This window comes from Corynebacterium sp. FDAARGOS 1242, assembly GCF_016889985.1.
Taxonomy (GTDB): Bacteria; Actinomycetota; Actinomycetes; order Mycobacteriales; family Mycobacteriaceae; genus Corynebacterium; species Corynebacterium minutissimum_B.
The window spans coordinates 1854397-1876434 of record NZ_CP069568.1; the positions used below are offsets into that span (position 1 = coordinate 1854397).

Annotated in this window: 21 protein-coding genes; 10 read left to right on the top strand and 11 right to left on the bottom strand. The window is 62.2% G+C overall.

The window, feature by feature from the left end:
- Nucleotides 1–7 precede the first annotated feature (7 nt).
- Nucleotides 8–2074: a M3 family metallopeptidase gene (locus I6J72_RS08770; RefSeq protein ID WP_204098910.1), complete on the top strand. Its 2067-nt coding sequence runs from the start codon at nucleotides 8–10 to the stop codon at nucleotides 2072–2074.
- Nucleotides 2075–2239: 165 nt separating this feature from the next.
- Nucleotides 2240–3268, top strand: a complete 1029-nt coding sequence (locus I6J72_RS08775) for an HNH endonuclease signature motif containing protein (RefSeq protein WP_204098911.1) — start codon at nucleotides 2240–2242, stop codon at nucleotides 3266–3268.
- Nucleotides 3269–3441: 173 nt separating this feature from the next.
- Here I6J72_RS08775 and ppc read toward each other — a convergent pair whose 3' ends face one another.
- The 3 genes from ppc to pdxS all read right to left on the bottom strand — a co-directional run bounded on the left by ppc (nucleotide 3442) and on the right by pdxS (nucleotide 7754).
- Nucleotides 3442–6177, bottom strand: a complete 2736-nt coding sequence (gene ppc, locus I6J72_RS08780) for a phosphoenolpyruvate carboxylase (protein WP_204098912.1) — start codon at nucleotides 6175–6177, stop codon at nucleotides 3442–3444.
- Nucleotides 6178–6276: 99 nt separating this feature from the next.
- Nucleotides 6277–6858 carry a pyridoxal 5'-phosphate synthase glutaminase subunit PdxT gene (pdxT, locus tag I6J72_RS08785; RefSeq protein WP_204098913.1) on the bottom strand — a complete coding sequence of 194 codons (582 nt, stop codon included), beginning with the start codon at nucleotides 6856–6858 and terminating at the stop codon, nucleotides 6277–6279.
- Nucleotides 6852–7754, bottom strand: a complete 903-nt coding sequence (gene pdxS / locus I6J72_RS08790; RefSeq protein ID WP_039673915.1) for a pyridoxal 5'-phosphate synthase lyase subunit PdxS — start codon at nucleotides 7752–7754, stop codon at nucleotides 6852–6854. Before pdxS ends, pdxT begins: the two co-directional genes overlap by 7 nt.
- Before the next feature lie 81 nt (nucleotides 7755–7835).
- Here pdxS and I6J72_RS08795 point away from each other — a divergent pair, with 81 nt between their 5' ends.
- Complete coding sequence (locus I6J72_RS08795; protein ID WP_204098914.1) at nucleotides 7836–9137, top strand: PLP-dependent aminotransferase family protein; 1302 nt, start codon at nucleotides 7836–7838, stop codon at nucleotides 9135–9137.
- A gap of 3 nt (nucleotides 9138–9140) precedes the next feature.
- Here I6J72_RS08795 and I6J72_RS08800 read toward each other — a convergent pair whose 3' ends face one another.
- The 3 genes from I6J72_RS08800 to I6J72_RS08810 are packed head-to-tail and all read right to left on the bottom strand — an operon-like array spanning nucleotide 9141 to nucleotide 10556.
- Nucleotides 9141–9773 carry an anti-sigma factor gene (locus tag I6J72_RS08800; RefSeq protein ID WP_204098915.1) on the bottom strand — a complete coding sequence of 211 codons (633 nt, stop codon included), beginning with the start codon at nucleotides 9771–9773 and terminating at the stop codon, nucleotides 9141–9143.
- Nucleotides 9773–10378, bottom strand: a complete 606-nt coding sequence (locus tag I6J72_RS08805) for a sigma-70 family RNA polymerase sigma factor (RefSeq protein ID WP_204098916.1) — start codon at nucleotides 10376–10378, stop codon at nucleotides 9773–9775. The genes I6J72_RS08800 and I6J72_RS08805 overlap by 1 nt, the downstream gene beginning before the upstream one ends.
- Before the next feature lie 7 nt (nucleotides 10379–10385).
- Nucleotides 10386–10556, bottom strand: coding sequence for a hypothetical protein (locus I6J72_RS08810; protein ID WP_204098917.1), 171 nt, complete (start codon nucleotides 10554–10556; stop codon nucleotides 10386–10388).
- 179 nt (nucleotides 10557–10735) lie between these two features.
- On the opposite strand from I6J72_RS08810, the gene I6J72_RS08815 reads away from it, so the two are divergent.
- Entirely contained in the window at nucleotides 10736–12319 is a 1584-nt protein-coding gene (locus I6J72_RS08815) for a cytochrome c biogenesis protein CcdA (protein ID WP_204098918.1), read from the top strand.
- A gap of 10 nt (nucleotides 12320–12329) precedes the next feature.
- Nucleotides 12330–12932: an MBL fold metallo-hydrolase gene (locus tag I6J72_RS08820; RefSeq protein WP_070673670.1), complete on the top strand. Its 603-nt coding sequence runs from the start codon at nucleotides 12330–12332 to the stop codon at nucleotides 12930–12932.
- Nucleotides 12933–12938: 6 nt separating this feature from the next.
- Here the strand turns inward: I6J72_RS08820 and I6J72_RS08825 are convergent, their stop codons facing one another.
- The 3 genes from I6J72_RS08825 to I6J72_RS08835 all read right to left on the bottom strand — a co-directional run bounded on the left by I6J72_RS08825 (nucleotide 12939) and on the right by I6J72_RS08835 (nucleotide 15327).
- Complete coding sequence (locus tag I6J72_RS08825) at nucleotides 12939–13193, bottom strand: hypothetical protein (protein ID WP_141754639.1); 255 nt, start codon at nucleotides 13191–13193, stop codon at nucleotides 12939–12941.
- Nucleotides 13194–13598: 405 nt separating this feature from the next.
- Complete coding sequence (locus tag I6J72_RS08830; protein ID WP_039673897.1) at nucleotides 13599–14276, bottom strand: response regulator transcription factor; 678 nt, start codon at nucleotides 14274–14276, stop codon at nucleotides 13599–13601.
- Nucleotides 14221–15327 (bottom strand): hypothetical protein, encoded by a 1107-nt coding sequence (locus tag I6J72_RS08835; protein ID WP_204098920.1) that lies wholly within the window; start codon nucleotides 15325–15327, stop codon nucleotides 14221–14223. The genes I6J72_RS08830 and I6J72_RS08835 overlap by 56 nt, the downstream gene beginning before the upstream one ends.
- Nucleotides 15328–15534: 207 nt before the next feature.
- Here I6J72_RS08835 and I6J72_RS08840 point away from each other — a divergent pair, with 207 nt between their 5' ends.
- Both I6J72_RS08840 and I6J72_RS08845 read left to right on the top strand, forming a co-directional pair.
- Nucleotides 15535–16854 carry an O-acetylhomoserine/O-acetylserine sulfhydrylase gene (locus tag I6J72_RS08840; RefSeq protein WP_204098921.1) on the top strand — a complete coding sequence of 440 codons (1320 nt, stop codon included), beginning with the start codon at nucleotides 15535–15537 and terminating at the stop codon, nucleotides 16852–16854.
- The gene (locus I6J72_RS08845) at nucleotides 16802–18001 is read left to right on the top strand and encodes a homoserine O-acetyltransferase (protein WP_239107295.1); all 1200 of its coding nucleotides are present in this window, start codon (nucleotides 16802–16804) and stop codon (nucleotides 17999–18001) included. Before I6J72_RS08840 ends, I6J72_RS08845 begins: the two co-directional genes overlap by 53 nt.
- 34 nt (nucleotides 18002–18035) lie before the next feature.
- Here the strand turns inward: I6J72_RS08845 and I6J72_RS08850 are convergent, their stop codons facing one another.
- A complete protein-coding gene (locus I6J72_RS08850; RefSeq protein WP_370552169.1) occupies nucleotides 18036–18350 on the bottom strand; it encodes a DUF3017 domain-containing protein in 315 nt (104 codons plus the stop codon).
- Nucleotides 18351–18412: 62 nt separating this feature from the next.
- Nucleotides 18413–19267: a bifunctional methylenetetrahydrofolate dehydrogenase/methenyltetrahydrofolate cyclohydrolase gene (locus I6J72_RS08855; protein WP_204098923.1), complete on the bottom strand. Its 855-nt coding sequence runs from the start codon at nucleotides 19265–19267 to the stop codon at nucleotides 18413–18415.
- 24 nt (nucleotides 19268–19291) lie between these two features.
- Here I6J72_RS08855 and I6J72_RS08860 point away from each other — a divergent pair, with 24 nt between their 5' ends.
- The 3 genes from I6J72_RS08860 to I6J72_RS08870 all read left to right on the top strand — a co-directional run bounded on the left by I6J72_RS08860 (nucleotide 19292) and on the right by I6J72_RS08870 (nucleotide 22037).
- On the top strand, nucleotides 19292–19762 hold the full coding sequence (locus I6J72_RS08860) for a tRNA (cytidine(34)-2'-O)-methyltransferase (protein ID WP_204098924.1): 471 nt from the start codon (nucleotides 19292–19294) through the stop codon (nucleotides 19760–19762).
- A gap of 45 nt (nucleotides 19763–19807) precedes the next feature.
- Entirely contained in the window at nucleotides 19808–21670 is a 1863-nt protein-coding gene (locus I6J72_RS08865; RefSeq protein ID WP_204098925.1) for a pyruvate kinase, read from the top strand.
- A gap of 121 nt (nucleotides 21671–21791) precedes the next feature.
- Complete coding sequence (locus I6J72_RS08870) at nucleotides 21792–22037, top strand: FeoA family protein (protein WP_204098926.1); 246 nt, start codon at nucleotides 21792–21794, stop codon at nucleotides 22035–22037.
- The last annotated feature ends 1 nt before the right edge of the window (nucleotide 22038 follow it).

The window sequence follows — 22038 nt, forward strand, 5'->3', positions numbered from 1 at the left end:
GTTTCCTATGACTAACCCACTACTCACTCCCTCCACGCTGCCGTACCAGCTGCCGCGGTTTGCGGACATCACCGTCGAGCACTACCGCCCCGCTTTTGACAAGGCGCTAGCGCTTCACGACGCCGAAATCGCCGCCATCACCGACAACCCCGCCGACCCCACCTGGGGCAACACTGTGGAGGCACTCGAGCGCTCCGGCCAGGACCTCGACCGCGTCATGGCTGTCTTTGGCAACCTCTCCGGCACGGACGTCACCGATGAGATGGAGGACATCGCCGCGGAGATTTACCCGCGCCTGTCCGCGCACTACGACGCGATGTACCAGAACGAGGTGCTCTACGCGCGCCTCAAGGAGGCCACACCGCCTGCCGACGACGCGGAAGGCCAGCGCCTTCACGACCACCTCCTGCGCACTTTTAAGCGCAAAGGCGCTGACCTCGACGCGGATGGCAAGGCCCGCCTGTCCGAAATCAACCAGCGCCTCTCTGCTTTGTCGGAGGAATTCGGCCGCAACCTCATGGCGTCTACCCGCGAGCGCGCGGTCTCCTTCACCGAAGAGGAACTCGAGGGCCTGCCCGCCGAGCGCATCGCCTCCGCCAAGGTCGATGCCGAAGCATTAGGCCGCGACGGTTTTGTCATCCCGTTGGAGTTGCCGACCGTGCAGTCGGAGCTGAGCCGCCTGGTGCGGGAGGATGCGAGGGCGAGGTTGTACGGGGCGTCGGCAAGCAGGGGCTCCGAGAACAACATCCCGGGGCTCATCGAGGCCGTCCAACTCCGCGCCGAACGCGCCGAGCTGCTGGGCTACGCCACGCATGCCGACTACGTCATCGCCGAGGAAACCGCCGCGACTGCCGACGCCGCCCGCTCCATGCTCTTCGACCTCGCCCCCGCCGCCGCGGCCAATGCCGCCGGTGAGCAGAAACTCCTCGCTGAAGAGGCTGAGCTCAACGGCCAAGGCTTCACCGCCGCCGACTGGCCCTACTGGGAATCCAAGGTCCGTGCCCGCGACTTCTCCCTCGACGAGGCCGAGCTGCGCAAATACTTCCCGCTAGACCAGGTTCTGGAAAAGGGCGTGTTTGCCGCCGCCGAACGCCTCTACGGCATCACCGTGACCCCGCGCGATGACCTCGAGGGCTACGCGGAGGGGGTCCGCGTGTGGGAGGTGATTGACGGAGACGTCAATCACGGGGACAAAGGGATCGGTCTCCTCCTCACCGACTACTTTGGGCGCCCCACCAAGCGCGGCGGCGCGTGGATGAGCGAGTTCGTGGGCCAATCCCGCCTGCTGAAGCGCAAGCCGGTCATCGTCAACGTCATGGGCATCACCAAACCCGCCGACGGCTCGCAGCCCCTGCTGAGCATGGACGAGGTCCGCACCGTCTTCCACGAATTCGGTCACGCCCTGCACGGCCTGCTTTCCGACGTCTACTACCCCACCTTCGCCGGCACCAACGTACCGCGCGATTGGGTGGAATTCCCGTCGCAAATCAACGAGAACTGGGCGCTGGATAGGTCTCTCGTCAAGGAGTATGCGCACCACGTCGACACCGGCGAGCCCATCCCGGACGAACTTCTCGACGCCATCACCGCCGCCTCCGAATTCGGCCAGGGTTTCGCCACCTCGGAGTACTTGGGAGCATCCATCATCGACTTGGCGTGGCATTCTCTCAGCGCCGCCGATGCCGCCGAGCTCGAGACCACCCCGGAGGCCGTCGCCGAATTTGAGGCCGAAGCCCTGCGCGCTGCTGGCTTGGATAACCCGCTCATCGCGCCGCGCTACCGCTCGACGTACTTTAATCACATCTTCGCCGGTGGCTACTCCGCGGGCTACTACTCCTATCTGTGGGCCGAGGCCCTCGATGCCGATGGTTTCGAGTGGTTCAAGGAGCAAGGTGCTGCGGACTCGACAGCGGAGGAATCCGCCGAAGCTGCGCGCGCGGCCGGCCAGAGGTTCCGCGATCTCATCCTGTCGAAGGGCGCGTCCCGCGACTTCACGGAGGCCTACCGCGAGTTCCGCGGCCGCGACAAGGACGTCGCTCCGCTGCTCAAGCGCCGCGGCCTCGCCGGCGCCTAGTACCCACGAAGCCTGACCCGCGCAGAACGCTGACGAGCACACACCAAGAGCTCGGCGCCTAATGCCGCGCGCCTCAAGCCGAGTCCCGACTAGTTATCCACAGATTTCGTCGGATGGCTAGACCGGGGCTTGGCGGCAGGATGGGGTGCTTTTAGGCTGCGGGGCATGAGATTACAGACATTCTTCGCCGCACTCGGCCGGGCCATTGACCTGGTGGCCGAGTGCGCGGGCCTGTCTGAATCCGACCTCGTGTCTTTTGGTGCTACGCCTGCCGACGCCTCCCTCCTCCTCTCCCTTCACCACACCTACTTCGGGCACACGACCTCCACCCGGAAGCAGCGCACCGCCGCGGAATCCGCCCGCCGTCGAGGCCACGGATTGGTTACTTTGCAGCTCATCGAAAGCTTCGTGTCCAAGGTCCGGGACCACAATAAAGCGTGGGACCTGCGCGTAGAGCTGTGCCAGACCAGCGCGGAGCTGGTGGAGAATGTCGCCCGCAAGCGCCTGCGCGAGATGCGTAAGCCTCGCACGTATGCCGAGCGCGCCAAGCTCACCCAGCACGACAACGGACTGGCCACGCTCACGGTGACGGCGGATTCGCTGGAGCTTACCGACGTCTTCAAGGGCATCGACCAAGACCGCCCCGGCGCAAGCTTCCTGGAAAACCTTGAGGGCGGCGGCGTGAAGACTCAGGTAACTGCCATGGCAGTCCTACAGCTCGATGACTACGCCGAGCTGCTCAAGGGCAATACAGACAAAGATGGTGAAGAATTCATTGTCCGCACTACCGATGGCGCGACGATGACCGGCGCGCAGCTGGTGGAACGCACCATGCTGGACAAGGGCATCATCGTGGCGGTCAGCCGCGAGCACGGTCCGCTCGATGTCTTCCGCTCCCAGCGTTTTGCCACCTCAAAGCAGCGCCTCGCGCTGGCCGCGGAGAATCCGTGCTGTGCCTGGAAGGGCTGCAAGGTTCCTTTTGAGAAGTGCCAGATCCACCACATCAAAGCCTGGGCCCGCGGCGGGCCGACCAACATCCTCAACTTGGTGCCGCTGTGCCCGTATCACAACGGCGTCAACGACGATGACCCCGATGCCCCGCCCTCACGGGGCCGAATGGATCGCATCGGTGGGCGCACCGCATGGCTGCCGCCTTACGACGCCTCCCCAGTCTTCACCAGCCCTTTCAACTAGCACCAGCGCCTTCAACCAGCACCGCTGTCTGCTGTTGCTCGCCCACCACCACGCTTCTCTTGCTGACACCCCGCTTGGTAGCCTTCCTCGCGGGGGCTTCGGCGCGCTTGATGAATTCGGGCGCGATTGGCCTGCGCGTGTTTACTCTGGGTTTGGACAAATTGGGGGGCTGATTAGCCTGCGCTGCGCAGCGCTGTGGCGAGGCCGTTCATGGTGACCTGGATGGTCTTGGACACGAGGAACTGGTCATCGCCCTGACGGTAACGGCGCAGCAGCTCCAGCTGCACGGCATTGAGCGGAAGCAGGTATGGATAACGGCGCTTGAGCGAGCGTGCCTGGCGCTGGTTCTCACTAACCAAGTCCGCGTTGCACGTGACCTTAAGATAGACCTCGCGGGTGCGCTCGAATTCCTCCGAGATGAGGGTAAAGATGCGGTCGGCGGTGGCTTTATCATCGACCAGGTTGGCGTAGAGGCGCGCCAACTGCATCTCCGCCTTCGCCATCACCTGGGCCATGTTAGAAAACACGGAGCGGAAGAAAGGCCACGTGCGATAAAGCTCGCGCAGCTCCTCCCAGCGCGCCTCCACGTCTCCAGTGGCTGTTGCTTCTCCGTCGCCGGCCTGCCCCACTCCTGCTGCCCCCTCTTCGGCTGTCGATCCTCTGGAGGATTGCTGTACCCAGGACGTCACCGCGCTGCCCACACCGAACCAGCCCGGGATGTTGGTACGGGATTGCGACCACGACAGCACCCACGGAATCGCGCGCAGGTCTGAAATCGCGGTGGTCTGCTTGCGTGAGGTCGGGCGCGAGCCGAGGTTGAGCTCGCCAATCTCGTGCAGGGGCGTGGATTGGGTGAAGTAGGAGATGAAGCCGGGGACGTCGACAAGCTGGCGGTACGCCGTACCACTCAACGCAGCCAGCTCGCGCATGATGTCGTAGGCGCGCTCGGGGTCCGCGATCGGCTCGGTATCGAGCAACGAGGCCTCCAACGCACCAGAAACAAACGCCTCCAAGTGGCGGCGCGCAGTTTCCGGCGCTCCGTACTTTGCGGAGATGACCTCTCCCTGCTCGGTAATACGCACCGAACCCGACACCGCGCCCTTCGGCTGCGCCAGAATCGCATCATAGGTCGGGCCGCCACCGCGACCAACCGCCCCACCCCGGCCATGCGCGAGGCGCAGTCCAATACCGAAGCGTTGACACAGCTCCACCAAGTCAAGCTCGGCGTCGTACAGCGCCCAGTTGGCCTGCAGGTAGCCGCCATCCTTGTTGGAATCGGAGTAGCCCAGCATGACCTCCTGGATGTCACCACGCGAGCGCAGGTGCTCGCGATACACCGGCACTGCCCACAGCTTCTCCAGAATTCCCGCACCGGCCTTCAAGTCCTCGATGGTTTCAAACAGCGGCACCACGTCCACCTGTTTCAGCCCTACTTCCTTGAGCAGCACCATCGGCTCCAAAATATCGGAGACCGTTCCCGTCATGGAGATAATGCAGTGCGACACCGACTCCGGCCCCAAATCCCGCACCGCCCGCGCGGCCGCTCGGAAGATCCCCAGCTCCTTGGCGGTGTCCTCGCCAAATTCCGCATCGGGGAACAACAGCGGGCGATTGGTCTGCAGTTCCTTCACCAGCAGCTCGATTTTCTCCTCCTCGCCGAGCGCGCGATACTCGTCGACGATGCTCGCTTCCGCGAAAATCTCCGTCAGCACGTTCTCGAAGGACTCCGAATTCTGGCGCATATCCAGCGAATAGAGGTGGAAGCCAAAGGTCGTCACGGCAGAGCGCAAACGTGCGAGGCGGTCATCGGCGATGATGTCGTCATTGAACTGGCGCAGCGAACGGTCGATCACGTCCAAGTCACGCTTGAGTTCTTCCGGCGAGGCATACGCGCTTGCCGACGTCCCCCTCTTCTCACCCTTCACCTCCTGCAGCGTTGCCTTCACACGGTGCCGGATACCGTAAATGGCGCGGCGGTATGGTTCGTCGACGCGGGATTCTTCGGTGTTATTTGCGGCGTCGGCAAGCGCGCCCAGTTCCTTGGAGCTGGAGGAGTAGCGGTCGGAGAGGGAAAGCTCGCGCTCCAACTCGGCCAGCTGCTCTTCGTAGTAGCGCAATACCGTTTTCGCAGCCTTGCGGGTGGCGTAGGTGAGGGTGTGCTCGGTGACATAGGGGTTGCCGTCATGGTCGCCGCCGATCCAAGAGCCCGGGCGCACGACCGGGGAATCCGGCAGCTGCTGGCCAAAGGTCTCGCGCATGGCATGGCGGATGGCGCGATTGAGGGCGGGGACCTGGTCGAGCAGGGAAAGCTTGTAGTAGCGCAAGCCAACGTCCACCTCGTCTTCCAAGGTGGGGCGCGCGATGCGGATAAGCGCGGTCTGCCACAACAGCGTCATGCGCAGGTACATCTCTTTTTCGATCGCCGCCATGTCGCCGCCGCGGTGCGATTCCTTGAGTAGGTCTTTGATGCGCGTCTGAGTATCGAAGACGGTACGGCGGCGGGTTTCGGTGGGGTGTGCGGTGAGCACGGGAGCGACGTGGGCGCCGCGGATGATGGAGGAGGCGTCGGCAGGCGCGACGCCCTCGGCTTTAAGCTTGGCGAAGGTCTTGCGCAGCGACACCGGTGCATCAACAGACTCGTCTTCTAAGTCCTCCGCAAGGTTGGCAATGAGCGCGAAGTAGCTAAAGGCGCGGGCCACGAGGTTGACTTTGGTGATGTCGAGGTCGCGGAAGATGGCAACAAGGTCTTCCGGCTTGGCATCGCCGTGGGCGACGTCGAAGGCCATGCGGCGGGTAGATTCGACGAGGTCGAAGACGTCTTCGCCTTCCTGTTGGTCGATGACCCTGCCCAGCACTCGGCCAAGAAGGCGGATATCTTCGCGGACTTGTTCTGGGGCGGGTGTGCTCACAGCGGGCCTTTCTGGACGTGATCTATTCAGCGTTTAGCCTTCAATGTAGCCCAGACCACTATCGAGCGATAGTTAAACAGCTAAATTAGCCGCCTCCGCCTAGAGCGACGCCAACCACGCGGCATGGAGGCGGGAGTCCCCGTTTTCCTCCGGGTGAAAGCTCAGCGCAGTGACGGCGCCTTGCCGCACGCCCACCACCGCTTCGCCAACTTCCCGCGGCACGGTAGCGATAACTTCCACGCCTTCGCCCACTCGGGTAACGATGGGGGCACGGATGAAGCTCGCTTCCACCTCGAGCGTCTCCATGCCTATCGCGACGGGCACGGTGCGCTCCTCCGAGAAGCGCTGGTTGCCGAAGGCGTTGCGGCGCACGGTGACGTCGATAAGCGCGAGCATCTGCTGTCCCGGTGCGGGGTTCTCCAGTTCGCGGGCGCTGTAGATAAGGCCCGCACACGTGGCGAGCACCGGTAACTCAGTCTGGCGCAGCGGCTCAGCGACGCCACAAGAGCGTGCCAGCTTGTCAATCGCGCTCGATTCGCCGCCGGGCAAAATGATGCCGTCGAGTCCGTCGAGGTCCTGGGGCAGGCGCACCCGGCGCGTCGCCACGCCGAGCACGTCAAGGATGCGCAGGTGCTCCTCGACGCCTCCCTGCAGCGCCAGGACGCCGACCGTTGTTACCATCCGCGTTCAGCCAGGCGGTGCGGGGCGGGGACGTCGTTGACGTTGATGCCCACCATGGCCTCGCCGAGGCCGCGGGAAATCTTGGCTAGCTCGGCCGGCTGGTCATAGAGGGTGGCTGCCTTGACGATGGCCTCCGCGCGCTTGGCAGGTTCACCGGACTTGAAGATGCCGGAGCCGACGAAGACGCCTTCGGCGCCCATTTGGCGGACAAGGGCGGCGTCGGCAGGCGTGGCCACGCCACCGGCGACGAACAGCACGACCGGCAGCTTGCCGGTCTCTGCCACCTCGGCAACGAGGTCATATGGCGCCTGTAGTTCCTTGGCCGCCACGTAGAGCTCGTCGCGGTCCAGGTTCTGAAGGCGTGCAATTTCACCCTTGATGGTGCGCAGGTGCTTGACAGCTTCGGAGACGTCGCCAGTACCGGCCTCACCCTTGGAACGGATCATCGCCGCGCCCTCGGTGATGCGGCGCAGAGCCTCACCCAGGTTGGTAGCGCCACAGACGAACGGCACGTCGAAGTCCCACTTGTTGATGTGGTTGACGTAGTCGGCCGGGCTAAGCACCTCGGACTCGTCGATGAAGTCCACGCCCAGCTCTCCCAGAATCTGCGCCTCCACGAAGTGGCCGATGCGGGCCTTCGCCATCACCGGGATGTCAACGGCGTTAACGATGCCCTCGATGAGATCCGGGTCAGACATACGGGCCACGCCACCCTGGGCGCGGATATCGGCCGGCACGCGCTCGAGCGCCATGACGGCGGACGCACCCGCGTCCTCCGCAATTCGTGCCTGCTCCGGGGTGACAACGTCCATGATGACGCCACCCTTGAGCATATCGGCCAGTCCACGCTTGACGCGCGTGGTGGCACGTCCCTGTTCATTCTTCTGTTCAGTCATAGCTCACATCATGGCCTCAAAAATTGGTCCAAGACAAGAGCCATTTTCCGAGTGTTGGATTAGACCACTTATGATGGGTGGGTGTCCCTACGCCTCGACCCGTCTGATACGCGCGCGCTCCCAGTGCAGATTGCCGAAGCCCTCCGCACCCAAGTTGCCGCCGGAATTCTGCTGCCCGGTGAGCAGGTTCCGTCGACGCGCTCCTTGGCCCGGGATTTGGGAATTTCCCGAGGCAGCGTGGTCACCGCCTACGAGCAGCTCACCGCCGAGGGCTACCTCACCGCGGAAGTTGGCTCGGGCACCGTCATCAATCCGCACTTGCCGCACGGGCGCGCCTCGCAGCCTGCTCCTGCGCCGCGGTCCACCCCCACCCCACCGCGCGTGGAGTTGACTCCCGGTTTGCCCGATACGGCCGGAATCATCACCCCCGAATGGAGGGCGGCGTGGCGCAAAGCCGCCGTGGATCCTTCCGGCGACCTGCCCCGCGAGGTGGCCACTCACCTGCGCCACATGCGTGGGCTCACCGTCGACCCGGCGTATGTCGTCATCACCGCTGGCGCCCGCGACGGGTTGTCGGTGCTGTTGCGCGCGCTGGGCGGCCAGCTTCGCGTGGGCGTGGAATCGCCGGGCTATCCCAGTTTGCGCCGCGTTCCCCAGGCTTTGGGCCACGTGCTTATCGACGTCCCCACCGACGCGCACGGCGTCACCGTCCCCACCGTGGACCTCGACGTTCTCATCGTCACGCCGTCCCACCAGCACCCCTATGGCGGCTCCCTGCCGGCAGCCCGGCGCGCGGAGCTCGTGGAATGGGCGCGAGCCAATAATGTGCTCATCATCGAAGATGACTTCGATTCCGAGCTGCGCTACGTCGGCCAGCCGCTTCCAGCGCTGGCGGCGCTCGCCCCGGAGCACACGGTGCTGCTGGGTACTTTTTCCTCGGTGATTTCGCCGTCGATTGCGTGTGGCTACCTCGTGGTGCCACCGGGCTTGCGCTCGGCGGTGGATCAGGTGCGGGAGGTTTTTGGCCAGCCGGTGGGAGCTATCCCCCAAGCAGCCTTGGCGAACTATCTAGCCAGCGGCGCGCTACGGAGGCATACCGGCCGGATGCGCCGCGCGTACAAGCGCCGGCGTGACCTCGTCCGCGCCGCGCTGGAGGATACCCCCGCCACCCTCCTGCCCATCCATGGTGGGCTCCATGCGGTGTTGTTGTGTGAGGAGGGCGTCGTCAAGCGCGCGGCCGACTTGGGTCTCACGCTCACCCCACTCAGCGACTACTGGGGCGGCGTGGCCGTCGAGGAGGGCGTGGTTTTGGGTTTCGGGCATTTAAGCGATGTCGAACTCGCCGCCGCGCTGGAGTTGGTGAAGCAGGCGCTTACGGACTGAGTCCTAGCCAGCGCTGGCCAAGGTAACGGTGGCGAGGGTACGACCGGTGGGTTGCTCGCTGCCACCCGCAGGTTCCTCGGTGACCATGACTTTGACCGCCGCCCCTTCAAAGGGCATCCACACCCCATCGTGTGGGTCCTGGCCGATAACCCCTGCTGAGGCCATCTCACCGTCGGCGCTGACGGCCCACACCTGGGCACCCATGCCGTCAGCGAGATGCGGCTGGCCATCCACCATCGCGCCGGATTTCGCCATCGACGCCGAAGAAACAATATCCAGTTGCGCGCCCGAAGCATCAGCATTGCCCTGCATGAGATCCTCTGCACCCATGATGTCGTGCATCGATTTCTCGCCCGGCGATTCGGGTTCTACTCGCGCGCTATCCGCTGCATCGGGCTGGCCCAACTGCAGAAGCTGCGGCGCGGCCACCACGCCCACCACGAGCACTGCCGCGGCCGCTGGCACTGCCACGAAAGCCCGCCAGCGGCGGCGGGGAAGCTCCACAACCTCGGCATCACCAGTAGCGTCGATGTTCGCAAAGACGGCATCTTTCATCCGCGCCGGCGGTTCGACCTCGGGGAGGGAATCGAGGAAATCATCGAAAGTCTCATCCGAAAACTCATGCGTGTTGCTCATCATCCCTCCTTTCCGAGAATCGCTTTTAGCTTCCTAATGCCGTCGCGCACGCGCGTCTTCGCAGTACCCAGCGGTACTCCCGTTGATTCTGCCAGTTCGGCATGCGTCAAGCCATCGAAAAACGCGAGGGCCACCGCGGTGGAATGCGGTTCCCCGATCTTGTCGATGGCCTGGCGCAGCTGCTGCGCTTCGACGTTTCCGAGGGCTTCATCTTCAAGCGTCTCAGCAAAGGTGGCCTGGGTGAGCATCGCGTCGCGGTCATCGCGTTGTACTGTGGCAACGTGGCTACGCAGCTTATCGACGGCCCTCCCATGCGCCAACCTGCCCACCCACGACCGCGCATTCCCTCTCTGCGGATCGAATTTCACCGCGGAGGTCCCCACTTCAACGAAAACGTCTTGGGCGACTTCCTCTGCCAAGGCGGGATTGCGCAGAACGCTCAGGCACACGCTGTAGACGGTGGGCGCGAGGGCGTCGTATAGCGCGCTGAAGGCATGCTTGTCTGCGGCAGCGGTCTGAACCAAAAGGTGGTTCAGCCGTGCATGTTCATCTGGTGACATCGCAGGCACAGGTGTAGAGCTTACCTCCAGCAGCGGGGCGGGCATGGCAGTTTTACTTGCTCATTTCTTCGCTCTTCATGGAATCCGACATCATGGCGTCCGAGCTGGGGGCCATCATCTCGGAGCTGGGCATCATGTCCACCTCGTCCTTCTTGTCGTTGCAGGCAACCAGCCCATTGGCTGCAATGGCAAGTGCAGCGGCGGTGGTAACAAGCTTCTTCATTTCGGTGCTCCTTTTCAAGCGTTCGGGCCCGGCCTTTCCGGGGCCCTGTAACTCACCATTCGGAGCCACCCCGCGATGCGGATTGGACGGATTTAAAAAAAGTTTGTGGCAATCCGTTTATTGCTTGCGCTCCGAACTGGTTGCATACCCACACCGCACTCACAGCGAAGGAGTACAGCATGTTATCAACGCTCTTCATCGGGTTTACCGGTGGTCTGATTACCGGCATTTCGCCCTGCATCCTGCCCGTCTTACCCTTGGTCCTCGCAGTCAGCGGCGGCTCACGGTGGCGGCCATGGCAAGTCGTGGGCGGGTTGGTGACGAGCTTTAGCCTCGTCACGCTGTTTGCCACAACATTGCTCAACGCGCTTGGCCTGCCCGCCGATTTTGTGTGGAAAGTAGGAATCGCGCTGCTGGTCCTCGTGGGCCTAGGAATGGTGTTTCCCCGCGTACAGGAAATCCTGGAGTGGCCTTTTCAGAAACTCCCGAAAGCCGGCAGCTTACAGGCCAAAGCCCGCGACAAGGGCGGCTTCATCGTCGGCCTAACTATGGGCGTGGTCTTCGTTCCCTGCGCGGGCCCGGTATTGGCCGCAATCTCAGTGGCGGGTGCCACCGGGACTGTCGACGCCCACATCCTCACCCTCTGCCTCTCCTTCGCCCTCGGCGTGGCGATCCCGCTGCTAGCTTTCGCCCTAGGCGGCAACGAGGTGGGCAAACGCGTCGATGCTTTCCGCTCCCACCAGCGCGGGGTGCGCATCACTGCGGGAATTGTGGTGATCGCTATGGCCGGCGCTATCTCCCTGGGCGCACCCGCCTGGCTGCAACAGAAACTCCCCAGCATTAACGTCGACGCTGCCCCGGTTGAGCAAGCGGCCCTCTCTGCGGAAGGAACCCCTGTCCCTGAATTTGCGGGGTTGACCGGCTGGTTCAACACGGATGCGCCCGTCGATCCGCGCACCTCCGGCAAGGTCACGCTCATCGATTTTTGGGCCTACGCTTGCATCAACTGCCAGCGCAACAACACTCACCTGACCAAGCTTTATGCGCACTACAAGGACTACGGCTTCGACATTATCGGCATCCACGCGCCGGAGTACGCCTTCGAGCACGAGGCCGACAACGTGCGCCGAGCGGCCCGCGAACAGGGAATCGAGTATCCGGTGGCCCAGGACAACGACTTCGCCACGTGGAAGAACTTTGAGAATCGGTACTGGCCGGCGCATTATGTCGTCGATAAGCACGGCATGCTGCGCCACTCCCACCATGGCGAAGGTGACTACGCCGAGACCGAGCGCCTCATTCGTGAGCTTCTCATCGAGCGCGACCCTTCCGTCGAGTTGCCCGCACCGATTGAGGCCGCCGCAGATGCTCACAGCGCGCCGCGCTCGCCGGAGACCTACCTCGGCACCGCTCGCGCGCAATTTTTCGCCCATGCCGATTATCGCAACGGAACCCACCAGTTCGCCCTGGGCAATCCTCTGCTGGAACAGTATTCGCTGGGTGGCACGTGGACGCTGGCTGACCAACCTATTACTGCCGGCCCCAACGCACGCCTGCGCCTCAACTACCACGCCGCATGGGTACAGCTGGTCACGTCCGGGCGCGGGACAATCCGCCTGCATCGCGCCGATGGTTCGGTTCGCACCTTCGACATCACCGAGGACGGCACGGTGGATCTCGTCCGCGACCCCGAAAACCACACCGAAACCATCGAGCTGGAAGTCAGCGAAGGGCTCTCGCTGTATTCCTTTACTTTTGGCTAGCGTGGGGCTCATGAAGATTTCGCTGCATGGACAATCCACAGTGGCCGTCGAGGCGCCCCAGGGACGCATCGTCATCGACCCCGGCCCCTTCTCCGACTTGAGCTGTCTCGAGGACGCCAAAGCGGTGCTGCTCACGCACGCGCATGGAGACCACCTCGACGTCGATGCCGTGCGCGCTAGCGACCTGCCGGTGTGGGGAACGCAGGAGGCTATCGACGCCCTCGGCTCCGGCACCGTCGTGCATGCGGGTGAGGCGTTTACGGTTCTGGGCCTTGAGATTCAGGCTCTGGGCGGCCTCCACGAGGAAATCCACCCGAACATCCCGCGCCCAGAAAACCTAGGTTATTTCTTTGGCGGTGTCCTCCACCCGGGTGATCAGTGGTGTGTCCCCGAGGGGCGCACGGTTGAGGTTCTGCTGCTCCCCATCGCGGGGCCGTGGGTGCGCGGGGCGGACGCCGCGGATTACGCCATACGCATCGGCGCGCGCCTTACGGTCCCCATCCATGACGCTGTGCTTTCCGACGTCGGCAAGCACATCACCGACGGCATGCTCCAGCGCGCCGGTGTGACCGGCTATCAGCGCCCCGCGCTCGGCGAGCCCATTCCGGTGTAGCCAAGTTTAGGCTCGCCGGCGGCTGGCAAGCCCGCCGAGAAGGGTACCGGCCAAAGTGCCTGGCAGGTAAATGGCGAACCAATAAAGAACAAAGGCCACCGCGTCCAATCCGGTCCCATCGCCTTTGTCAGCCAGCGAATAAATGACGAGCCCTACTACAACCACTGCCGAAACCGCGCAAGTTTCGACCAAAGAATGCGCCAAAGAAGGACGACGTATTGCACCCACCAAAGCCGCAATCACCACAAGGAAAAGCGGCACTAGGTATTCCCACCAAGAGCCACTCACGGATTCGGGAGCAAATACAATCCACAAGGCAATCCCTAGCCCTGCTAAGGCTCCAATCCAGGGGACTCGGAGCACAAACTCCTTTGAATTAGCCACAACGAACCATGTCAGCCCGAGTACAGCGCATAGTGGCAAAACTCCGAAAAGCAGACCTAGCATTGTCACCCTCCTTTGTAATTACTTACTCATTAACTGACATGCACAGTATCTGTGGCGCCATTAACTCCCTGCAAGAGTTTTCGTCCTTTCACCGACGAAAGTAGGCAATTCGGCAGAAGGTCTTGATTACCTCAGCCGGAGGAAGAAAAATAGGAAAAGGCCCTAAATCAGAACAAGGGTCCCACCCACTGCCGCTTCGGGACCAAGAATCCCAAACTCTCAGCGCAAAAGTCCAAGAGGGACACCCTGGAGCCGGGCAATAAGTTTGGTTCTCGAGGTCACACCAAAGTGATCGAACAGCACGCGTACCTTTTGTTTAATCGTTGATTCCGCGTAGTGGAGCTGATGAGCAATTTCGGAGTTTGAGTGCCCCTCTACCAGCAGGCGTAGAACCCTCTGATCTTCGGTTTTTAATCGTCGAACCATTTTTTGAGTATGTTGCACTCTCGGTGAGCCAAAACTGTTCGCAAGAATCCGCTGTGCCACATCGGCCTCGATGGTCTTTTTACCCACAGCCGCATTAACAACGCTAGAAACGAAAGCTTCGGGGCCAGCCGTCTTGGGAACATATCCCATTGCCCCAAGTGAATAGCTTTCAAGCAGCGCTTCATCGGTGTCAAAGGAGGTCATTACGACGAACGGAGGCGCCTTCTCGCTCCTGTCTTGAGAGCACATCAATTCAAAGCCATCAGCCCCTGGAAGGCGAAAATCTGTAAGCACAACGTCGTAGGTTGACTCCCTCAGCTTTTCGGCGGCAGTCTCAGCATCATGGACTGTCTCTACATGTGAAATATCGGGGTGGTTCCAAAAAATCGACTGGAGAAGCGCAGCGTACTTCTTTTCATCTTCCACGATAAGCAGTGATATTCCCATACCCGATTTCACCGCTTTCTTCATGTTCAAGCCGGATCTCACTGACCCATTGATGTGCTTCCCTCTTCACTACCATTGTTCCGCCGTGCGCGCGTACAACCTTTTCGAGATTGTCTAAGCCAATTCCCATCCCACTGACACCCGCAGGGTGCCCCAATGATGAAAGCTCGTTAGAGACAGTTAAAGCATGGGTCGACCGATTCGATTCAAGCCTGAGTGAAACTACGGCTCCCTTTTCGGAATTCCTTATCACGTTAGAGCACAGCTCATCCATTGCTCTGAGAAGAACTGCTTTGTGCACTTCAGAAATTCCCGCGCTACTCTCCACCGACACTGACGGGGACAATCCACATGCTTGCATCTTGTCAGCCCATTCCATCGCCGCGCCTCGAACAGTGCGTCTACGGCCTTTCCCCGCTTGGCTTGCGACATGTGATAATGCCTCAGCAGCCCGTTGAACTTCCTGCATAACAAGATTTAACTGCCCCGAATCACCATGCTGAGCTGCCGCCAATTGCGCACCCAACGTGGCAATGCTTAATGGATTACCCACATTGTCATGCAAGTACTCCCGCAGTGATTCCTCTTGTTCACGCCGGACATCGGTGCTTCGTTTCACCGTTGCCTGCAAGCCAAATCCTAGTACCCATAAGAGCCCAGCAATTCCCATCACTGTTGTTGACGCCGCAAAAAGGGACGTAGAAAATGGTTCTCCTGGTTCTGCCCAGGAAGGAAAAAGAACAAACACCAGCGGAACATATCCAACGAGAAATATTCCTACAAGCCCCGTTCGCACAAAACCGAGAACAGCTAAGCAACAAATGAACAATGCACTGACCGCGTTCAACGCGTATCCATTGAGCCCTTGAGCGTTAAGGATAAGAAACAGAGCAAAAACAATCGCTATGGAAGCACGTGGACGAATACTAGAGATAGCCACCCCCAAACCCAGCAGCAGCCAGAGAAGACTCATTGCGCTCCACGCGGCAAGTGCCGCTCCGCAGGACACTATGACTGCCAAGCCGACCACGAACCTATGTATCAGCAACACTCCGCGATCAACAGTAGACACCATAAAGACGCTCCTCCGGTTTTCTAGATTTTATCGCCTACGTGCTTATCCGACCACGAAACTGGACAACATCTATCAACCTCGTTGGGGCATCGACTACGGTTAGACGATAATCAACCAACCGCTCGGTCTATTTTTATTCTCGGGCTTGCCTGCAGTTTCCGGAAAACCACTAACGACACTGAACCGCTTGGTCTACCGTTGCCACACATGAGCACCAAATACGATAATTCCGCAGTGGGCGAATGGTCTTTTGCCACCCGCGCCCTCCACGCCGGCCAGAACCTGGACGGCTCCACCAACGCACGCAACGTGCCGATTTACCAGACCACGTCTTATGTCTTCAACAACGCCGAACATGCCGCTAATCGCTTTAACCTCTCGGATGCCGGCCCGATTTATACCCGCCTGACCAACCCCACACAGGATGCCCTGGAGGCCCGGTTGGCGTCGCTCGAGGGCGGCGTCGCCGCCGTTGCTTTCGCCTCCGGCCAGGCCGCCGAGACCGCGGCCATCCTGAACCTCGCCTCCGCCGGCGACCACATCGTCACCTCCCCGCGCCTCTACGGCGGCACCTCCACGCTGTTTACCGTGACGTTGAAGCGCCTGGGCATCGACGTCACCCTCGTCGAGAACCCCGACGACCCGGCCTCCTGGCAGGACACCGTCCAGCCAAACACCAAGGCTTTTTACGGCGAGACCTTCGGCAACCCGGTCGCCGATGTCCTCGACATCCCTGCCATCGCGGAGGTGGCACACAAGAACCAGGTCCCGCTCATCGTGGACAACACCATCGCTACCGGCGCGCTGGCCCGCCCGCTGGAGCTGGGCGCGGACATCGTCGTAGTCTCCACCACGAAGTTCTACACCGGCAACGGTTCCGCCATCGGCGGCGCGATTATCGACGGCGGTTCCTTCGACTGGACCGTCACCCGCGACGGCGAGCCGGTCTTCCCCTACTTCGTCACCCCGGACGAGGCCTACCACGGCCTCAAGTACGCCGATCTGGGCGCACCGGCCTTCGCCATCAAGGCGCGCGCGGGCTTGCTCCGCGATACGGGCGCTGCCATCTCCCCCTTCAATGCATGGCTGACGCTGAATGGTATTGAGACGTTGCAGTTGCGCGTCGATAAGCACAATGCCAACGCCCAGACCGTGGCTGAGTACCTGGAGTCCCACGCCAAAGTCACGAAGGTCAACTACGCCGGCCTGGACTCCTCCCCGTACAAGCAGGTCAAGGAGAAGCTGGGGTACGCCTACACCGGCTCCGTGCTTTCCTTCGACATCGACGGCGGCCGCGAGGAGGCCTGGGCGTTCATCGATGCACTGAAGCTGCACTCCAACCTGGCCAACATCGGCGATACCCGCTCGCTGGTCGTGCACCCGGCCACCACCACGCACTCCCAGTCCGACGAAGCTGCGCTCAAGGCCGCGGGTATTACCCAGGCCACGGTGCGCCTGTCGGTGGGCATCGAGGATGTCAACGACATCATCGCCGACCTCGAGCGTGGGTTCGAGGCCATTGGCTAGCCCGATTCCGAAACTCGCGCCCGAAGGCGAGCTCGCCCACGTCCCCATCGGCGACTTCACCACCGAAGCCGGCGCCGTGCTTGCCGACGCCTCCCTGGCCTACCAACGCTGGGGCGCTTTCGCCGGCGACCCGAACGGCGTCAACAACGTCATTGTGGTTGAGCACGCGCTGACCGGTGATTCCAACGTGGCGGACTGGTGGTCCGACCTGGTCGGCCCCGGCAAGGCCCTGGACACCACGCGCTGGTGCGTCATCGCGACCAATGCGCTGGGCGGCTGCAACGGCTCCACCGGGCCGAGCAGCCTGCACCCGGATGGCCAGCCGTGGGGAGGGCGCTTCCCGGCGCTGTCCATTCGGGACTTGGTGGAGGCCGAGTACGCGTGCCTGCAGGAGCTCGGCATTTCCCGCGTCCATGCGGTCATCGGCGGCTCGATGGGAGGAGCGCGCACGCTGGAGTGGAGCCTCATGCACCCAGACAGTGTGTCCGCGGTGTGCGTGATTGCGGTATCGGCCCGGGCGTCCGGCTGGCAGATTGGCATCCAATCGGCGCAGATTTCCGCCATCGAGCGCGACCCCTTCTGGCATGGTGGCAATTACTACCTCACGGACAAGACTCCTCGCGATGGTTTGGCGGCCGCGCGCCGCATCGCGCATCTGACGTATCGCGGCGAGCAGGAAATCGATGAGCGCTTTGGTGCCTCCGCCCAGCAAGGCGAAAACCCCTTAGGCCCGCACCGCCAGCTCAATCAGCGTTTTGCGGTGAACTCCTACCTGGATTACCAGGGGAAAAAGCTCACGGAACGGTTTGATGCTGGTTCCTATGTCACACTGACGGAAGCACTCAACCGCCACGACGTCGGCCGCGGGCGCGGTGGGCTCATCAAGGCCTTGGCCGCCTCCCAAGTGCCGACCATGGTCGTGGGCGTAGACACGGACATCCTTTATCCCTATCACCAACAGGAGCACATCTCCCGCAACGTCAACCAGCTGCTAGCCATGGCCAAAATTGTCTCCCCCGTGGGCCACGATGCCTTCCTCACCGAAACCCGCCAGATGAACCGCATCCTGCGCAACTTCCTGTTGCTGTCAGCTCCGAATGGCCTTGATGTGGGACCGGCCTACGTGGGCGACGAGTATTTCATTTAAGAAGCCGGTTGGTTCTTTCCAGGAGCCAAACGCGTCACGATCCAAGCGCGTCGATGGACAAGGCCATGAACACCATCGCCGCACCTAAGATGCCGGTAAAACAGGCATCGAAGCGCCGCGAGCGCACCGCCAGCACGCCAACGCGTGAGGAATCACAGGTCAGGCGCACCACGGTGAGCCACAGGAGTGCCCCTCCCAGCAACATCGTGGCGCGCCGCCAGTGCTCGAACACGGCATAAAAACCCGACACCACAACCGCCACCACGAACAGGCCGATGGCTAGCCACTGGAGAACGGGCGGCAATGCCGAAGGCTTCAGGTGCGCGTCGTGTGGGTTCGACAAGGACACCGGCGGCGCTGCCGGCGCTTCTCGACGCCCCTCCCGTGGACCCTGCGTAGTCATCTGCGGCTTTATTGCGCGGCCAGCTTCTCAGCGCGCTCGACGATGTTGCTCACCAGGAACGCACGCGTCAGCGGGCCCACGCCACCCGGGTTCGGGGAGACGAAACCGGCCTTGTCCCACACGTCCTCGGCGACGTCACCGGCGAGTTGTCCGCCGACGCGGGAGACGCCGACGTCGAGAACCGCGGCACCTTCCTTGACCATATCGGCGGTGAGCATGTGTGCCTTGCCGGCCGCAGCAATGATGACATCGGCCGCACGGGTCTCCGCGGCAAGATCCTTGGTGCCGGTGTGACACAGCGTGACCGTGGAATTCTCGCTACGGCGGGTAAGCATCAGACCAATCGGGCGGCCCACGGTCACGCCGCGGCCGATGACGACCACCTTTGCACCGTTAAGCTCCACACCGAAGCGGCGCAGCAGGTGGATGCAGCCGTTTGGCGTGCATGGCAGCGGGGCGTCCTCGTTGAGGACCAGCTTGCCCAGGTTAATCGGGTGCAAACCATCGGCGTCCTTGGCCGGGTCGATGAGCTCGAGCACACGGTTTTCATCCAAGTGCTTCGGCAATGGCAGTTGCACGATGTAGCCGGTGCAGGCATTGTCATGGTTGAGCTCTTCGATGACGCGCTCGAGTTCTTCCTGGGTAACGTCGCCAGGCAAGTCCTTGCGAATCGAATTAATACCGAGTTTCTCGCAATCGCGGTGCTTCATCTTCACATAGGAATGAGACCCTGGGTCATCGCCCACCAGGACCGTGGCTAGCCCCGGAGTAATCCCCTTCTCCTTGAGGGCGGCCACGCGCTGGGCCAGGTCCTCAAAAATCTCGTCGCGGTACAGGTTGCCATCTAGTTTGGTAGCGCTCATGCCCACCATCCTAGACTGATGCCTATGAGCCGCCTGCACATCGTCTTCGACAACCCCGTGATCCCCACCAATACCGGCAACGCCATCCGCACCGCCGCCGTCACGGGCGCGAGCCTGCACCTCATTGAGCCGCTGGGCTTCAACTTCGAGGACAAGCACCTCAAGCGCGCAGGTTTGGACTACCATGACCTGGCGGACCTGACAATCCACAAAGACTTCGATGCTTGCATGGACGCTCTTCCCGGCGCGCGGGTCTTCGCCTTTACTACCCACACGGATAAGTGGTTCACGGACGTCGAGTACCAGGAAGGTGATGTCCTTCTCTTCGGCACCGAACCCACCGGCCTGCCGGAGGAGCACGCCTTCCACCCGCGCGTCACCGAACGCGTGCGCATTCCCATGATGCCGGCGCGGCGCTCGATGAATCTGTCTAACGCGGCGTCGACAGCCGTGTATGAGGCCTGGCGCCAGCTCGGCTTCCGTGGCGCGGTCTAGGAAGTCGCGGCACAATGTGGGTGACAGCCACGACGAAGGAGCACCATGTCGAACTTGCGCCCACTTCTTGATTCCCTCACCCTGCGCGTTGAGAACGCCGCGAACGAGTACGCCGAGCAGATTGCCCAGGTCGCGCCCACTCACCGGCCCGGCGCGGTGAACCTGGTGCGCTACATGGCACTGCGCTCCCAAGACGCCGTGGAGCTGCAAGAAGGCCTCAGTGCGTTGGGCGCGACGAGCTTGAGCCATCCGGAGCCGGCGGTGCTGGAGCGCCTCCATGCGGCGCGCAACGTGCTTGATGCTTTCGACGGTAAAGCCCCCACCTACCCGATGCAGGCCATCGCCTCGGCGTATGCCGATGCCGATGACATCCTCGACGCCAACACGCAGGCACTTCTCGGCCCCACACAGGACGGCACGCATGCCCGCATCATGGTGACCCTTCCTTCTGAGGCGGCGGAGGACTATGACCTCGTGTTGGACTTTGCCCGCGCCGGTATGGAGCTGGCCCGCATCAATTGCGCCCACGATGGCGAAGCTGCGTGGGAAAAGATGGTTGAGAACGTCCACCGCGCCGCCGAGGAGGTGGGGCGCGAGATTCTCATTTCCTGCGATATTGCAGGCCCCAAGGTGCGCACCGGTGCCATTGAGCCGGGGCCGCAGGTTGTCCGTGTGCGCGGCGAGCGCACCGCTGCGGGCGAGCCTCTGACCTACCCGACGCTGGTGCTTTCCGACGTCTCCCGGGCCGAGGAAGCTCAGGAGGTGGCGAGAGGGGCGTCGGCAAGCGCGGCGCGTCCGGCTGTAGCACTCGAAGTAGACACCGAGTGGGTAGCTGCGCTGGAGCCGGGCGATGAGGTGCGGTTTGCTGAGGCACGCGGCCGTTCGCGTAGCTTCACCGTGGAGTCTGTCGAGGACGGCGTTGCCGTGCTGCGCGGCGAGCGCAATTGCTATCTGGCTGAGGGCACGGTCTTTAGCCATGGAACGGCGACGACGCAGGTGCGCGGGGTTCCGGCCCTTGAGCAGAAGATTCGCCTGCATCGCGGAGACGAGCTGGTCTTGAGCACCTCGCAGGAGCCCGCGCGGATTGTGGAGGGCGAGGTGACAACGATTGGTTGTACTCTCCCGGAGGTGGTCACCGCGCTCGAGGTGGGACATGCCGTTATTTTCGATGACGGCGCCATCTCCGGCCGCGTTACCGAGATTCGGGACAACGAAGCAGAGCGCGAGGCTGTCATCACCATCGACCATGCAGGGCCCACCGGCACGAACTTGGCGGCGTATAAGGGCATCAACCTGCCTGATACCGAGGTTCCGCTGCCGAGCCTAACTGAGGAGGACATTGCGGCATTGCGTTTTGTGGCCACGCACTGCGACATCGCGGCCGTATCTTTTATCCGCACACCTTCCGATGTGGCCTTCCTCTATGACACGGTGGAGGAGATCGCTGCTGAGCAGGAGTCGGAGGAGCTGGCGCAGCGCGTGCGTGAGTTGGGAATTGTGCTCAAGATCGAAACGGTCCCGGCGTACCAGCAGCTGGGCGCCGTACTGTTGGAGGGCATGCGCCACGAGAAATTCGGCATCATGATTGCTCGCGGTGACCTCGCCGTGGAGCTGGGCTTTGAGCGCATGGTGCAGGTTCCGGGGCGCATCATGAAGCTCGCGGAGGCAGCGCACATCCCCGTCATCATGGCCACACAGGTGCTGGAGACCTTGGCGAAGACCGGCCTTCCCTCGCGTGCCGAAATCACCGATGCCGGCTATGCGCTGCGTGCGGAATGCGTCATGCTCAACAAGGGCCCGCACATTACGGAGGCCATCCGCATCTTGGACCGAATGTCGCGCAAGCTCGGCCGCTCGCGCTTGAAGAATCGCCAGATGCTGCGTCAGGTGACCAGCTGGACTAACTAGTTCAACACCACGCGCCGCGTGGTGAGGATCACCTAAGATTCTCACCCCAAAGACTAGACCTGCCTATCTTTGCTTAGGGTACCCTATATGGGTAAACAGGATAGGAAGAGAGCCGACCGATATGTTGTCTGGGTGCCCACGGCAAACTGCCGACGCCATCCCCATGGGATGCACCGTTACCTTGGGTAAAGAATGTATTTCCTGCACGTGCGACGCTGCTTTGGCAGTACGTCTCGGGGAGCTGGGAATCCGTCCCGGCGCTACGTTGACCATGGGTCCGCGCGTAGCCGGCGGCGCACGTGTTGTGTCGGTGGGCAGCTGCCGCTATGCCATCGATAAGGCAACGCTCAAAGCTATCGAGGTCTAGC

Coding starts and splice junctions, on each gene's coding strand:
- I6J72_RS08770 (WP_204098910.1), top strand. CDS start 8: ATGACTAACCCACTACTCACTCCCTCCACGCTGCCGTACCAGCTGCCG.
- I6J72_RS08775 (WP_204098911.1), top strand. CDS start 2,240: ATGAGATTACAGACATTCTTCGCCGCACTCGGCCGGGCCATTGACCTG.
- I6J72_RS08805 (WP_204098916.1), bottom strand. CDS start 10,378: ATGCCCGCCCCGCTGCTGGAGGTAAGCTCTACACCTGTGCCTGCGATG.
- pdxS (WP_039673915.1), bottom strand. CDS start 7,754: ATGACTGAACAGAAGAATGAACAGGGACGTGCCACCACGCGCGTCAAG.
- I6J72_RS08840 (WP_204098921.1), top strand. CDS start 15,535: ATGAGCACCAAATACGATAATTCCGCAGTGGGCGAATGGTCTTTTGCC.
- I6J72_RS08830 (WP_039673897.1), bottom strand. CDS start 14,276: ATGAAGAAAGCGGTGAAATCGGGTATGGGAATATCACTGCTTATCGTG.
- I6J72_RS08835 (WP_204098920.1), bottom strand. CDS start 15,327: ATGGTGTCTACTGTTGATCGCGGAGTGTTGCTGATACATAGGTTCGTG.
- I6J72_RS08815 (WP_204098918.1), top strand. CDS start 10,736: ATGTTATCAACGCTCTTCATCGGGTTTACCGGTGGTCTGATTACCGGC.
- I6J72_RS08800 (WP_204098915.1), bottom strand. CDS start 9,773: ATGAGCAACACGCATGAGTTTTCGGATGAGACTTTCGATGATTTCCTC.
- I6J72_RS08860 (WP_204098924.1), top strand. CDS start 19,292: ATGAGCCGCCTGCACATCGTCTTCGACAACCCCGTGATCCCCACCAAT.
- I6J72_RS08820 (WP_070673670.1), top strand. CDS start 12,330: ATGAAGATTTCGCTGCATGGACAATCCACAGTGGCCGTCGAGGCGCCC.
- I6J72_RS08865 (WP_204098925.1), top strand. CDS start 19,808: ATGTCGAACTTGCGCCCACTTCTTGATTCCCTCACCCTGCGCGTTGAG.
- I6J72_RS08845 (WP_239107295.1), top strand. CDS start 16,802: ATGTCAACGACATCATCGCCGACCTCGAGCGTGGGTTCGAGGCCATTG.
- I6J72_RS08855 (WP_204098923.1), bottom strand. CDS start 19,267: ATGAGCGCTACCAAACTAGATGGCAACCTGTACCGCGACGAGATTTTT.
- pdxT (WP_204098913.1), bottom strand. CDS start 6,858: ATGGTAACAACGGTCGGCGTCCTGGCGCTGCAGGGAGGCGTCGAGGAG.
- I6J72_RS08810 (WP_204098917.1), bottom strand. CDS start 10,556: ATGAAGAAGCTTGTTACCACCGCCGCTGCACTTGCCATTGCAGCCAAT.
- I6J72_RS08870 (WP_204098926.1), top strand. CDS start 21,792: ATGTTGTCTGGGTGCCCACGGCAAACTGCCGACGCCATCCCCATGGGA.